At 57.8% G+C, this 13,092-nt stretch carries 12 protein-coding genes; 11 read left to right on the top strand and 1 reads right to left on the bottom strand.

The features are described from left to right. The first annotated feature begins 553 nt into the window (after positions 1 to 553). The 10 genes from ACE3SE_RS21080 to ACE3SE_RS21035 all read left to right on the top strand — a co-directional run bounded on the left by ACE3SE_RS21080 (position 554) and on the right by ACE3SE_RS21035 (position 11,247). Entirely contained in the window at positions 554 to 1,117 is a 564-nt protein-coding gene (locus tag ACE3SE_RS21080) for a GNAT family N-acetyltransferase (protein ID WP_374558061.1), read from the top strand. Between the two features lie 447 nt (positions 1,118 to 1,564). Next, entirely contained in the window at positions 1,565 to 1,969 is a 405-nt protein-coding gene (locus ACE3SE_RS21075; protein ID WP_374558059.1) for a hypothetical protein, read from the top strand. A 69-nt stretch (positions 1,970 to 2,038) separates the two neighbouring features. After that, positions 2,039 to 2,587, top strand: coding sequence for a hypothetical protein (locus ACE3SE_RS21070; protein WP_374558057.1), 549 nt, complete (start codon positions 2,039 to 2,041; stop codon positions 2,585 to 2,587). A gap of 52 nt (positions 2,588 to 2,639) precedes the next feature. Continuing rightward, positions 2,640 to 3,143 carry a hypothetical protein gene (locus tag ACE3SE_RS21065; RefSeq protein WP_374558055.1) on the top strand — a complete coding sequence of 168 codons (504 nt, stop codon included), beginning with the start codon at positions 2,640 to 2,642 and terminating at the stop codon, positions 3,141 to 3,143. 118 nt (positions 3,144 to 3,261) lie between these two features. Beyond that, positions 3,262 to 3,600 carry a hypothetical protein gene (locus ACE3SE_RS21060; protein ID WP_374558053.1) on the top strand — a complete coding sequence of 113 codons (339 nt, stop codon included), beginning with the start codon at positions 3,262 to 3,264 and terminating at the stop codon, positions 3,598 to 3,600. Positions 3,601 to 3,670: 70 nt separating this feature from the next. Beyond that, on the top strand, positions 3,671 to 4,108 hold the full coding sequence (locus ACE3SE_RS21055) for a DUF411 domain-containing protein (protein ID WP_045844870.1): 438 nt from the start codon (positions 3,671 to 3,673) through the stop codon (positions 4,106 to 4,108). 322 nt (positions 4,109 to 4,430) lie between these two features. Continuing rightward, positions 4,431 to 6,089: an NAD-dependent malic enzyme gene (locus ACE3SE_RS21050; RefSeq protein WP_374558051.1), complete on the top strand. Its 1,659-nt coding sequence runs from the start codon at positions 4,431 to 4,433 to the stop codon at positions 6,087 to 6,089. A 121-nt stretch (positions 6,090 to 6,210) separates the two neighbouring features. Continuing rightward, the gene (gene aspT, locus ACE3SE_RS21045) at positions 6,211 to 7,893 is read left to right on the top strand and encodes an aspartate-alanine antiporter (RefSeq protein WP_045844898.1); all 1,683 of its coding nucleotides are present in this window, start codon (positions 6,211 to 6,213) and stop codon (positions 7,891 to 7,893) included. Between the two features lie 207 nt (positions 7,894 to 8,100). Continuing rightward, entirely contained in the window at positions 8,101 to 9,924 is a 1,824-nt protein-coding gene (locus ACE3SE_RS21040) for an ATP-binding protein (RefSeq protein WP_374558049.1), read from the top strand. Positions 9,925 to 9,927: 3 nt separating this feature from the next. Continuing rightward, positions 9,928 to 11,247 (top strand): sigma-54-dependent transcriptional regulator, encoded by a 1,320-nt coding sequence (locus ACE3SE_RS21035; RefSeq protein WP_374558046.1) that lies wholly within the window; start codon positions 9,928 to 9,930, stop codon positions 11,245 to 11,247. Between the two features lie 71 nt (positions 11,248 to 11,318). On the opposite strand, the gene ACE3SE_RS21030 is transcribed toward ACE3SE_RS21035, so the two are convergent. Beyond that, positions 11,319 to 11,999 (bottom strand): hypothetical protein, encoded by a 681-nt coding sequence (locus ACE3SE_RS21030; RefSeq protein ID WP_374558044.1) that lies wholly within the window; start codon positions 11,997 to 11,999, stop codon positions 11,319 to 11,321. Between the two features lie 560 nt (positions 12,000 to 12,559). On the opposite strand from ACE3SE_RS21030, the gene ACE3SE_RS21025 reads away from it, so the two are divergent. After that, positions 12,560 to 12,814 carry a hypothetical protein gene (locus ACE3SE_RS21025; protein WP_374558041.1) on the top strand — a complete coding sequence of 85 codons (255 nt, stop codon included), beginning with the start codon at positions 12,560 to 12,562 and terminating at the stop codon, positions 12,812 to 12,814. The last annotated feature ends 278 nt before the right edge of the window (positions 12,815 to 13,092 follow it).

Here is a 13,092-nt window from a genome sequence, read left to right as displayed (position 1 = left end):
CGCGCTAGCGTCGCGCCGCTGCGGACAGCCGACCGCTTAAGACCCTGAGCGGCACCTCTGCGTCGGCTCGCGCTGACGGGATTGGGTCAGCTCCGACAAGTGTTCCTGATCAGAGAAACACCGCACCAACGCGCCCACCGGCCCCGTCAAGCATGCAGACAGGTGGCCGGGGCGAGGTAAGTAATCGCCTGCAATGTCTGAGCGATTTGACGTTAGCAAATCGCGAGTTCAGGCGCGCCTCGCGCCGGACGGGCCCTCTCGGGTAGCTGCAGGCCATATGATGTGGCTAGCTTTTCCCGTAGTGGGAATCTTTGGCCAAGCAAAGATCCCTTTCCCGTCGGCCGCGCGGAAGCGGTACTTAAATCATCATCCGCGCGAGCGGATTTCTACTGCACTGTCCGCGTGATTGTTACTTGAGTAGAGGGATTGCATCAGATAATCTCAATGTCATGAAGGCCTTGCTGACCTTCCAATGCAGCCCGTATCGTCAGCCATACTCTGAACATCTCTGTTCGCAAATAACGGTTAACCGGCTTAAGCCATGAAAGCGCGAATGTCATTTGAACTACGTATTGCCGGTGAGGCCGATGCCCAAGAAATTGCAACTCTTGTGAACCGAGCCTACCGTCCCTCGCCGCAAGAGGCAGGCTGGACTCACGAAGCAAATCTGATTGCTGGTGAAAGAATTAACGTGTCGCAGGTTCTTTCTCTGTTTCACGAGCAGTCCACGGTTCTGCTGTTGTGCCACGCGGCTGAAATTGTCGCTTGTGTACATGTGCAAGGTGGTCAGTCTGGCGCTTACATTGGCATGCTGGCGACCCATCCCGGCATGCAGGCCCAAGGTCTTGGTAAGCAGATGCTGCTCCATGCAGAGGCATACGCTACAGAGCATTTAAAGGCATCGGTATTCAGAATGTCGGTTCTGTCTTCTCGTCCAGAACTCCTGGCATTCTACCAGCGTCGTGGTTATGTACTTACCGGGGAGGTGGCGGAATATCCCTTGTCGGCTGGTGTCGGTTTACCAATTATTGAAGGCATTCATCTCCTGTCGCTTGAAAAGACACCTACCAGGCAACACGGCGTGAGCGAAACCCTCGTTTCGGATTCAAGCGTATAAATTCTTTCAGACTAATACGCCAAAGTGACTGCTGTTGGTCAGACGCTTCGCTCGCTACCGGCCAAGCTTAATCGTAATTGCTTGTTGATTAAATGCAGCGAGGTCAAGTATGTATCGTGACAGCACTGTCTTGGCTTGGTGTGTTTTGATTCTTGGTGTGTTCGGTATTGCAGATGGCAGTGACATATTGATTGGTGGCGCAATGCATACGGATGGAGTAGTTGCAAGGCGATATGCGGCCTCTCGCTGTTGCTTTCGCAGTTTTTTAGTTTTGCTGTAGTGGCGCTTCGGCAGGTATTGTCTATTTGCTATTAGGTGTGTTTTTGGTTTGTATTGGCTGTTTGGTGCTGAAGAGTAAGTAAAAGACGCTACTGCATATTGTTTTAATGTTGGTTTTGCAAGTGGCTGTTTCTTAAGGTTGATAGTGGTTATTATTGGTAATGCAAGATGATAAAAGAGCTGTTTGTTATTTTGTCCTTGGTCTTTGGCTATGCATTTCTTGTCAGAAAAAGCTTTGTGCTTGCGAAAGTTTACTTCACAAATAAGATCTTGCAATGTGTTGCACTGGTTATTGTGCTGATTGCAACCCTTATGCTTGCCTATGCATTTTTCTGGGCAAGAACACCACCTGTCAGACCTAAACCGGAACTAATCATTATTGCGGAAAACTTGGTAATCCCTGTTTTTCTGTTTCTCCCAGGTTCGCTGGCATTTGTTTGCGCATTCTTGCTCAGAAAACAAGAAGGTCGCGTACGTGAAGATTGGGTGGCGATTGTTACTGTTTTAGCTGCCATTTTCTCACCAATTGGTCTGGTTATCTCTGGCTGCGGTTTGGCTGGTGCTTGTTTTTGAAGTGGATGCCATGCATGTCGAATAATGGTTAATCGGCAAGGCAATTTGACTTGGCAGTCAGGAAGATAAATGTTTGCAAGACTTGCGTTGATGATTGTTGTGGTGGGAGTCAATTTTTTTGCAGTCGGTAATGCTTGGAATGATTGGGTTTTGTATTCCAGGTATCACACACCACATAAATCAGATATCAAATATTCAACGGGCGCAGTTCAGTACAGGCCAGGAAAGCGGACTGCCGGAAATTCCGGAATTTTGCTGGGCGATAATCATTTTTATTATTGTGCGCCAACTGCCGGAGCTGGCTATTCGAGTTGTAGTTTGTGTTTTTTCAAAGGACGCTGCGATGAGCCTGGGCGGATGGATTTTGCCGATAAAGTTGGTTCCAGAATAAAACTGGGCTGGGTTGGTATGAGTGGCATACAGGATAGGGTGGTGTTTTCCATTGAGGCGGATGGTGTTGTTGTGGTGCCTTATGATAGTGCGGTTTTGAAGTATGAAGCCAAACGTCAAAAGGCAGGTGACTCCATGGCTGGTGATATTGCCTTTATTGTTTTTGCAATCGTTGTTGATTTGATATTGTTCTGTCGGTTCAGGGTGAAAGTTGCTGGTTCTAGGTAATGAAGGATTTGCATCTGCCTGAGCGAATTTCCATGCGTGCATTGATAGACATATGAATCGTCAAACGTGGGTGTGCGTGTTGTCCTGCCTGTTTCTATGTATTGGCCTGATCGCTGCCGTGTGGGTGTTTGCCGCACCAAACCATTTATCGCTGCTGCCGCCACAGCTGGGGGTGCAGAAGGTTCTGTACGCGGAAACCGACTCCTGGGGTTTTGGCCCCGGAGGTAACGAGACGGGAGTGGTCTTGTATGAGCTTCCCCCGCATCTGGCCCGCAAGAACCCGAATAGCCTGCTTCCGGAGCTGGAGTGGGAAGCTACCCCCTTGCACGGTCATCGTGAGTGGTTTGAGGGGGAGGGTGCTTCACAAACAATAGCCGGGCCATTACTGGGGAATTATCTGAACCAGTATGGTTTCGGCATTCCAATCAAAGCCGGGGTCACCAGAGAAATCGACCGTGCCGTCTCTGCACCGGGTAGCTGGTATGCATATACCCGACATGGGGTGGTGGTGTTGATGCCCTTGATCAATCGGGTGGCTTTTGTTTATGCCGGTTGACCATGTGCTCGACTGATCCAGATCAACCATTCACAAGCAAAACACCATCCTGCATTCACCTGTGCCACCTGGCAGTGCTATCTTGCCAGCCATGAAAGCCCTGTACCGTTTCCTGCTCATGCTTCTGCTCGCGCTTCCGGCACTCAATGTGCTGGCGGCAAGTGCCGACATGGCCATGGCCGGTGCGGCTATCACCTCCGCTGACTGCATGGCCCATGCCAGCTGCCACGACAAAACAGCAGGCAAGATGCCGGAACATGCCGGCCATGCAAAAGCGGCGCATGGCATGTTGTGTGGTGGCGCGGGCTGCGTGCAGCTGTGCGCACCTGCCTTGTCCCAGCTTGCCAACTGGTCTGCCGCCCCGTTAGCCACCGGCGGTATTTTTGTGCCCACCCAGCCTGCCACGCTGGCTGGCATCACCCTTTCTCCGCCGCACCGCCCCCCTGTACTGGCCTGACAGCATTTTCCATTTTGCCGGCTTGTTGCCGGTCAATCTAATCATTGTCATTGCCAGAAGGAGGGCCACCATGGCCACTATCCGCACCCGCGTTATTGCCGTATTGATCGGCGCATTCAGTACTTCCGTTTTTGCCGCTACCCCGGTCACGCTATACAAAAGCCCCAGTTGCAGCTGCTGCGAGGCCTATGTCAGCTACCTCAAGCACCAGGGCTTTGAGGTTACCGCCATCAATCGCGATGACATGCAGTCCATCAAGCAGCAAATGGGCGTCACGCCCGGCCTTGGCAGCTGCCACACTGCTCGGATTGGCCGCTACACCATTGAAGGCCATGTGCCGGTGGCTGCCATCAGGCAGCTGATGGCCAGCAAAGCCGACGTGGTGGGCTTGTCCGCCCCCGGCATGCCGCTGCACAGCCCCGGCATGGGTGAAGAAAAGCCAGGCACGCAGGCCATTTACACCATGACAAAGGACCAGCGCACCGGCGTGCTGTTTGGCCGCTTCTGAGTCATCTGCTGGCTGCGGTGGCATGCGCAGCCGCACCATTCGTGCGCCTACTTCGCAGTAGCGCAAGCCCGGCAGCCTTCATTGGCTGGCCGGGTTTTTTCATGTTTGCATAAAGCCCACAAACAAAGTACGGACTTCCGCACCCGCCGTACGGGGCAAAGTACGGCCTGACGTGAGTATGGTTTTTTGAGTAAATAAAAACCCATAAAAATCAATGATCTAAAAAAATTTCAAAGGGCGGAAAGGCTGGCACACCAGTTGCAATAAGAAGGGCAGCTGAGACGTTTTCATCTCACCCATTCGATACAAACTGGAGATTGCCATGACTGTAAAGAACACTTCCGTCAAGAATGACAAACTGAGCGCCAAGGGCGTACAAGGCGGCATGCCGCTGCTGCATGAACCCAAGCTGAACAAGGGCACGGCCTACAGCGTGGAAGAGCGTCGCCAGCTGGGCCTGGAAGGTTTGCTGCCGCATGCGGTGGAAAACCTGGACCGTCAGGTTGAGCGCGTCATGGCGCATCTGGATGAAAAAGCGGACGATCTGGAACGCTACACCTATTTGATCGGCCTGGAAGACCGTAACGAAACCGTGTTCTACAAGACGGTGATGTCCGACCCGAAACGCTTCATCCCGGTACTGTACGACCCGACCGTAGCCGATGCCTGCGAAACCTTCGGTAACAACTACCGCCGCGCCCGTGGCATGTACATCACCCGTTACATGAAGGGCCGCATGGCTGAAGTACTGCGCAACTGGCCGGAAAAAGACGTGCGCTTCATCTGCGTATCCACCGGCGGTCGCATTCTGGGCCTGGGCGACATCGGTGCCAACGGCATGGGTATTCCGATTGGCAAGCTGCAACTGTACACCGCTTGCGCTGCCGTACCGCCGACCGGCCTGCTGCCGGTGCTGTTCGACATCGGTACCACCAATGAAACCCTGCGCGCCGACCCCTTCTACATGGGTACCCGCGAAGCCCCGGTTTCCGAAGCCGAGCTGGACGAACTGACCGAAGAATTCATCCAGGCCGTGCAGGAAGTGTTCCCCAACTGCTGCGTGCATTTTGAAGACTGGAAGGGTACCGACGCCATCCGCATGCTGGATCGCTACAAAGACAAGATCCTCTGCTACAACGACGACATCCAGGGCACGGCCAGCGTGGCACTGGCAGGTATTGCAGCCGGCATGAACATTACCGGCGGCAAGCTGACCGACCAGCGCGTGATGTTCCTGGGTGCGGGTTCTGCCGGTCTTGGCATTGCCAAGCTGTTCTGCGCCGAACTGCAAACCCTGGGCCTGAGCGAAGCCGATGCACGCAAGCAGGTGGCCCTGTTCGACATCAACGGCCTGATCGAGCATTCCCGTACCGACCTGTCCGAAACCCAGAAGCTGTATGCCCGCCCGGCCAAGCCGTGCAAGGACTTTGTGCAGGCCATCCGCGACTTCAAGCCCACCGTGCTGGTGGGTGTGAGCACCAAGGCCCGTGCCTTCACCCGCGAGGTGATCGAGCTGATGAGCGAGCTGAACGAACAGCCCATCATCTTTGCGCTGTCCAACCCCACCCACAAGGCCGAGTGTACTGCTGAGGAAGCCTACACCTGGTCCAAGGGCAAGGCGCTGTTTGCCGCTGGCGTGCAGTTCCCCGACTTTGACTACGAAGGCAAGACCTTCCGTCCGGGTCAGGCCAACAACTTCTACATCTACCCGGCCATCGGTCTGGCTACTTACTGCTGCCGCCCGACCCGCCTGAACGACGAATGCTTCATCGTGGCTGCCCATGCCACCGCCGATCAGGTCACGCTGACCCAGCGCGCCAAGAGCATGCTGTTCCCCAGCCAGGACCAGATTCTGGAAACCGAAGTGACCACGGCAGCACGCATTGCCGAGTACATGTTCGATTCCGGCCTGGCCCAGGTGGAGCGTCCGCGTGATATCCGTGCCTGGATCGAGTCGCAACTGTACAAGCCGCAATATTAAGAAGGGCACGCACCGCTCGGTCGGGCGGTGCATGAACAGCTGAAAGGCGCGCAAGCGCCTGATGACCTCCGCCGGGCCGGATAGCCGGCTGGCGGTGGTCGACCATACAAAGGTGTCTATCATGGACTACATCATTCATACCCTGCAGAAGTATCCGGAGATAGCGATTTATCTGACCATCGCCGTCGGCTTCTGGGTGGGCAATCTCAGTCTGGGCAAATTCAACCTGGGGGTGGTGACTTCCACCTTGCTGGCCGGTTTGCTGATTGGCCAGGTGCATCTGGTGATTCCGCCGGTGCTGCAATCCACCTTCTTTGCCATGTTCCTGTTTGCTGTCGGCTATGCCGTGGGCCCGCAGTTCATCCGCGCACTCAAGAGTGACGGTATCTCGCAGGTGTTCTTCACCATTCTGGTGTGTGCCTCCGGTCTGGTTACAGCCATCCTGCTGGGCAAGATGCTGCATTACGACGCAGCGCTGACTGCCGGCCTGCTGTCCGGTGGCTATACCAACTCCACCGTGCTGGGCGTGGCAACCGACTTGCTCAATCAGGTCAACCAGATGCCTGGCGGCGTGAAAGTGGCGATGGCGCTGATGCCGGTGGCCTATGCCGTGACTTACCCGTTCGGTACTGCCGGCTCTGCCTGGTTCCTGGCGACCTTTGCCCCGAAAGTGCTGGGTTTCAATCTGGCCGAAGAGTGCAAGAGCTATGAAAAGGAAAACGGCAATGGCCACACCGTGGGCAGTACTGCTTACCGCGAGTTTTCCGCCCGTGCCTTCCTGCTGAGCAATGTGGACTTGTTTGACAAGACGGTTTCCGAAGTGGAAGCCATGTTCAACCACGAAATCTTTGTGCGCCGCGTGCGTCAGGCCGTGGGTGCCAGGATTGTGGATTGCGAAGGGACTACCCGCATCCAGCGTAATGATGTGGTGGCCATTTCCGGCACTCTGACCGCACTGCTGAAATACCAGCACCATTTTGGCAAGGAAGTGAAGGACGTTCCGCTGCTGGACTTCTCCACCGAACTGCTCGACCTGGTAGTGACCAGCCGCAAATACGCTGGCAAAACCCTGGGCGAAATCACCAGTACGCTGTTTGGCAAGCCGGGCCGTGGCCTGTTCCTTACCCGCTTTAGCCGTGGCGAGCTGGACATGCCGATGGGGCATGATGTGGTGGTGCAGCGTGGTGATGTGCTGACCATTCTGGGTGCCAAGCAGGACGTGGTGGCCGTAGCCAAGGAACTGGGCTATGCCGACCGTCCGCTGGAAAACTCCGACATGGCCTTCATGGGCTTCGGCATCGTGGTGGGCAGCATTCTGGGTGCCATCACCGTGCATGTGGCCGGTATTCCGCTGAGCTTCGGTACTTCGGTGGGTTCCATCGTGGCCGGTATCGTGTGTGGTTACCTGCGTGCCACCATGCGTACCTTCGGCAAGATTCCTGGCCCGGCACTGTGGGTGTTCAATAATGTCGGCCTGAACGGCTTTATTGCGGTAATTGGCCTGAATGCCGCGCCTGGCTTCATTTCCGGCCTGCAACAATACGGCCTGACCCTGCTGTTTGCCGGTGCCGTGGTTACCCTGGTGCCGCTGATTGTCGGCCTGCTGCTGGGACGCTTCGTGTTCAAGTTCCACCCCGGCATCCTGCTTGGTGCTTGCGCCGGTGCCCGCTCCACCACGGCCGCGCTGGGCGCATTGCAAGACGCAGCGCAAAGCAAGGTACCTGCCGTGGGCTATACCGTAGGCTATGCGGTATCCCGGCTGGTGATGGCGGTGTTCACCATCGTGCTGGTCAACGTGTTCTAGCTGTCTTGTTCTTTATCCTTTCGGTCGTCGTGGCCCTGCCATGACCTTGCCACGCGGGTATGGCCCGCGTGGTTTTTTTGCTTTGCATGTTGCGGCGCAAAAAGTGACATCGTGCTGTGGGATAATGCCCGCATGCCAGCCACCACCAGCCAGCCGCCGCAGGGCGACGACGTGAATCAAGCCAAACGGGCCAGGCCCGGAGTGCGTATGAAACGAAGCGGTTTTTATCTTTATTTGCTGATCTCCATGGCGCTGTCCTTGTTGTCCGCCTGGGTGGTGTACACCGTCAGCTGGCAGGAACAACTGCAACAGCGCCAGCAGGATTCGGTGCGTCGTGTGGCGCGCAATGCCGGTTTCCTGCAGCACGAGGTGGACAAGTTCGGCCTGCTGCCGCTGGCGGCATCCTATAACGACACCCTGCGCGAAGCGCTGGCCACGCCGGATGATGCCCGGCAACTGGCGCGTGCCAACCAGTACCTGGTGCGGCTGAATCAGGGTGCCGGGTCCTTGCAGGCATATCTGGTGGACAAGACGGGCAAGGTGATTGCCTCCAGCAACTGGCAGCAAAAAGACAGTTTTGTCGGCCGCAATATCGCTTACCGGCCTTATTTTCAGCAGGCGGCGGCCAATCGCATCAGCACCTATTACGCCATTGGCACCACCGGCAATGCCACCGGCTTTTATCTGGCAACCGGCATTTACCAGGGGCAGGAGCGGGTGGGGGTGGTGGCCATCAAGATAGGGCTGGAACAGCTGGAACACATGTGGGGCAATATCGTGGAGCCGTTGCTGGTGTCCGACTCCAACGGCGTGGTGGTGCTGTCCTCCGTGCCGGAGTGGAAATACCATGCCACCACGCCACTCAGTTTTGATGCGCGGCTGGCGCTGGAAAAAGCCCAGCAATACAACAAGCAGGTGATCAAGCCGCCCATCTGGCAGCGCAAGAGCGTGCTCAACAGCCAGGCCATGCTGGTGCAGATGGGGCAGGGCCGCAGTCGGCACGAATACCTGGCCATCAGCCAGACCATCCCGGTCAGCGGCATGACGCTGACCATGCTCAACGACACCCACGAGCTGCACAGCCTGGCCCTGACCCGCGCACTGGCGGTGGCAGTGGCGGTGGGCTTTGCCTGCCTGCTGCTGCATTCTGTCCGGCTGTGGCGCATGAACCTGAAGGCGCAGGCCGAGGCGCGGCGCAATCTGCAACTGGCACACGATCATCTGGAAGAGCAGGTCGAGCAGCGCAGCAGCGAGTTGCGCGAAGCCAATGCCAGCCTGAAAAAGGAAATCGAAGAACGCATCCAGGCGGCACGGCAGGTGGAAAACTTCCAGAACGAGCTGATCCGTACCGAAAACCTGGCAGTCATCGGCCAGCTATCCACCGGCATCGCCCATGAAATCAACCAGCCGCTGGCGGCGTTGTCCGCCTTGTCGGCCAATACCGTGCGTTTTCTGGAAATCAACGATCTCTCCACCGCGCGGGCCAATCTGGAACGCATCACCGACATCGTGGTGCGGCTGGGCGCGCTGACCGAGCAGCTGAAATCCTTTGCCCGCCGCCCCAATGGCGAGCGCGAATCGGTAGCGGTGGCGCAGGCGGTGGAAAACGCCCTGTTCCTGCTGAACCACCGGCTGAAAAAGACGCATATCACATTGCAGCTGCCCGCCGAACCGGCGGATATTGTGGTGCTGTGTGAAGCCGTGCGGCTGGAGCAGGTACTGGTGAATCTCGTCAGCAATGCCATTGATGTGCTGAACGGCGTGGACAACGCACAGATCAGCATCGACTGGTCGCGCCAGGGCGACACCGTGCGCATCAGCGTGCGCGACAATGGCAGCGGCCTGACCGACGAAGTACGCGCCCACATCTTCGAACCCTTTTTCACCACCAAGAAAACCAGCGGGCTGGGCCTGGGGCTGGCCCTGTCCTCGGACATCATCAAGTCCTATGGCGGCATGCTGACTGCCGACAATCACCCGGATGGCGGGGCGGTATTCACCATCACGCTCAGACAGAACAAGCAGGAGTAACACATGAGCAATCTACAAGTACTGGTGATCGAGGACGATCAGGACGTGCAGCTGGGCTATGTCCAGGCGCTGGGGCTGGACGGCATCCAGGCCCAGGGCTTCGATTCGGTGGAAAAAGCCCGTCGCAGCATAGGCCGTGACTTTGCCGGCATCATCGTCAGCGACATCCGCCTGCCCGGCATGGACGGCCTGGCCTTCATGCAGGAACTGCTGGCCGACGATCCCGACCTGCCGGTCATCCTGATTACCGGCCACGGCGACATTGCCATGGCGGTGCAGGCCATGCGCGACGGCGCTTACGACTTCATCCAGAAGCCCTTCCTGCCGCAAGTGCTGGTGTCGGTGGTGCAACGCGCGCTGGAAAAACGCCGCCTGGCGCTGGAAGTGCGCCAGCTGCGCAAGCAACTGGCCGCCTATGGCGGGCTGGAAAGCCGGCTGATTGGCAACTCCAATGTGATGGCCGAGCTGCGCCACCTGGTGCAGGGCGTGGCCGCCACCCCCACCGATGTGCTGATCAACGGCGAAACCGGTGCCGGCAAGGAGCTGCTGGCGCGCTGCCTGCACGACCTGTCCGGCCGTACCGGCCCCTTTGTGGCGCTCAACTGCGGCGGCCTGCCGGAAACCCTGTTCGACAGCGAAATGTTCGGCCACGAAGCCGGGGCATTTTCCGGGGCCAGCAAGCAGCGCATCGGCAAGATTGAATATGCCCAGCACGGCACGCTGTTTCTGGATGAAATCGAAAGCATGAGCATGCCGATGCAGATCAAGCTGCTGCGCGTGCTGCAAGAGCGGGTGATCGAGCGGCTGGGTTCCAACCGGCTGATTCCGGTGGATTTTCGCGTGATTGCCGCCACCAAGGCCGATTTGTCCAAGCTGGCCGAAGAAGACAAATTCCGCGCCGACCTGTACTTCCGCCTGAACGTGGTGACGCTGGACCTGCCGCCGCTGCGCGCCCGGCGCGAGGACATTCCGCTGTTGTTTGACTACTTTGTCACCCAGTCCGCGCTACGCATGAACCGCTCGGCACCGGCCATCACCCCGGAAGTCATCCGCGACCTGATGGCCTACCACTGGCCGGGCAATGTGCGCGAGCTGCGCAATCAGGCCGACCGCTTTGTGCTGGACCTGAAAATGGTGCCCGGCAACGCCATGGCCGATACCCAGCCCACCTTGCACGCGGCGGTGGAATCGTTTGAAAAGGGCATGATTGCCGAAGAACTGCGCAAGCAGGGCGGTAATGTGTCCAAAACCGCCGAAGTGCTGAAAATTGCCAAAACCACGCTGTTCGACAAGATCCGCAAATACGATCTGGAAGAAAAATAAAACTCAGCACAATACAAGACCGGCAGCCGGGTCACGCGCCCGCTGCCGGTTTTTTCATGCTTGCTGCATGCCTAGCCCGGCTGCAGCATCCGCCGTGCCTGGCGCTGCAAGCGGCCACGCAGTTGCTGATGGCAGGCCGTTGCCAGCCCTAGCAACTCGCCATTATCTGCCGCAATGCCTTGTTCCGTGGCTATCTGCTGCGCCAGCGCCTGCAAGGGCGTGGCCGAACTGTTCAGCCCCAGCAAACGGCCATGAGCGTGGCGCAAGGGGCTGTCCGGCGTGTAATCCAGCGTCAGCAACCAGTGCGAATGCTGCCAGCGCGCACCCTGCGCCAATACTGCCTGTAGCACCGCATGGCTCACCTGCACCCCGGCCTCCGCAGCCAGCGCCAGGGCCTGCTCCCAACGCGGAGCACTGGGCGGAATCTGCTCCAGTGCCGGTAGCAGCTGCCTGTTCAACCAGTCACGCAACTGCCGCGCCAGCGGCTTGCCGCTACGACGCAGGGCGCGCAGCAGGGCAGTCGCAGGCCAGTATTGCTTGATGTCTTCAGTAACTGCGGTGTTTTCGTGGCTTGGGTCTGCCGCCAGTAATTGCTGCATGCGGCTTCCCAGCCGACGGCCAGTGACCGCCAGCACATCGCCGCTGTGCAGCCACCATTCTCCTTGGTGGTGTTGCACATGCAGCGGTTTGCCGTGGTAGTAAAAACAGAGGGGAGGCGGGTGTTGGGAATGCGAAGGGGCTTGCTTGGTCATGGAAATGGCCTTCTGTTGAATCGTTGAAAGTCACCCCTGTTGAGAGGGTGGTCAGGCACTTCAACACCGCCAACAGTAACGGCCCGCAGTTTTTCCCGGTTACCCAGGTATTGCATGGCTGCGCGCTACCCGACCATAGGCTGTGCATTGTCCATAAAAACAGACAATGACAAAACCGATGGAAGTAGAAATGCCGCAAGACTAACGGATGCGGCAGCCGCTGTTGAGGGTGTGTTGAGCACCAGCGGCGGATTCTAGGGATGACAGGGAAGTGGGGAAACTGCTCGAAAGGGAAGGCGAGCAGGACATTGCTTGCAGGGAAAGGACTGCGCCGATGCGCCCTGCGGGCCCCGTCAAGCATGCCGACAGGTGGCCGGGGCGAGGTCTTAAGCGCCTGCCCTGTCTGAGCGATTTGACGTTAGCAAATCGCGAGTTCAGGCGCGCCTCGCACCGGACGGGGCCTGTCGGGCAGCCGCAGGCCATGCTTGTGGGGTGGCCTTGGAGGTGAAGGAGGGCTTGGCCAGGCAAGCTCTCCTTCCCGTCTGACGCGCGGAAGCGGCATGCAAATCATCATCCGCGTCAGCGGATGCTTGTCCTTTGTGCATCAAGAAAACCATCGAAAAGCAAAGACAAAAACAAATCGCGGGTCTCGCCCCGCCGTCGAGGTACTTTACTTTTGCTTCGCCAAAAAGAAAGTACCCAAAGAAAAGGCGACCCGCAGCGCGTCGAATTCCCGCCCCAGCCATGCCGCCCAGGGCGCGGCCGGAACTTGCGGCGCGCTAACGTCGCGCCGCTTCGAACAGCCGACCGCTTAAGACCCTGAGCGGCACGTCTGCGTCGGCTCGCGCTGACGGGACCGGGCCAGCTCCGACAGGAGTTGTTAATCAGAAAACCACCGCACCGACGCGACCACGGGCCCCGTCAAGCATGCCGACGGGTGGCGCTGCTGCGGTTTTAAGCGGCTGGCTGTCTGAGCGATTGGACGTTAGCCAATCGCGAGTTCCAGCCGTGCCGCAGCAGTGTCAGGCCCCGGAGGGTAGCCGCAGGCCATGCTTGTGGGGTGGCCTTGGAGGTGAAGGAGGGCTTGGCCAGG

Source organism: Aquitalea pelogenes (assembly GCF_041914625.1).
GTDB classification, from domain to species: Bacteria; Pseudomonadota; Gammaproteobacteria; order Burkholderiales; family Chromobacteriaceae; genus Aquitalea; species Aquitalea pelogenes.
The sequence above is the reverse complement of the archived record's forward strand: the minus strand, read 5'-3'. Positions and strand labels throughout refer to the sequence as shown.

Coding starts and splice junctions, on each gene's coding strand:
- ACE3SE_RS21080 (WP_374558061.1), top strand. CDS start 554: ATGTCATTTGAACTACGTATTGCCGGTGAGGCCGATGCCCAAGAAATT.
- ACE3SE_RS21075 (WP_374558059.1), top strand. CDS start 1,565: ATGATAAAAGAGCTGTTTGTTATTTTGTCCTTGGTCTTTGGCTATGCA.
- ACE3SE_RS21070 (WP_374558057.1), top strand. CDS start 2,039: ATGTTTGCAAGACTTGCGTTGATGATTGTTGTGGTGGGAGTCAATTTT.
- ACE3SE_RS21065 (WP_374558055.1), top strand. CDS start 2,640: ATGAATCGTCAAACGTGGGTGTGCGTGTTGTCCTGCCTGTTTCTATGT.
- ACE3SE_RS21060 (WP_374558053.1), top strand. CDS start 3,262: ATGCTTCTGCTCGCGCTTCCGGCACTCAATGTGCTGGCGGCAAGTGCC.
- ACE3SE_RS21055 (WP_045844870.1), top strand. CDS start 3,671: ATGGCCACTATCCGCACCCGCGTTATTGCCGTATTGATCGGCGCATTC.
- ACE3SE_RS21050 (WP_374558051.1), top strand. CDS start 4,431: ATGACTGTAAAGAACACTTCCGTCAAGAATGACAAACTGAGCGCCAAG.
- aspT (WP_045844898.1), top strand. CDS start 6,211: ATGGACTACATCATTCATACCCTGCAGAAGTATCCGGAGATAGCGATT.
- ACE3SE_RS21040 (WP_374558049.1), top strand. CDS start 8,101: ATGAAACGAAGCGGTTTTTATCTTTATTTGCTGATCTCCATGGCGCTG.
- ACE3SE_RS21035 (WP_374558046.1), top strand. CDS start 9,928: ATGAGCAATCTACAAGTACTGGTGATCGAGGACGATCAGGACGTGCAG.
- ACE3SE_RS21030 (WP_374558044.1), bottom strand. CDS start 11,999: ATGACCAAGCAAGCCCCTTCGCATTCCCAACACCCGCCTCCCCTCTGT.
- ACE3SE_RS21025 (WP_374558041.1), top strand. CDS start 12,560: ATGCAAATCATCATCCGCGTCAGCGGATGCTTGTCCTTTGTGCATCAA.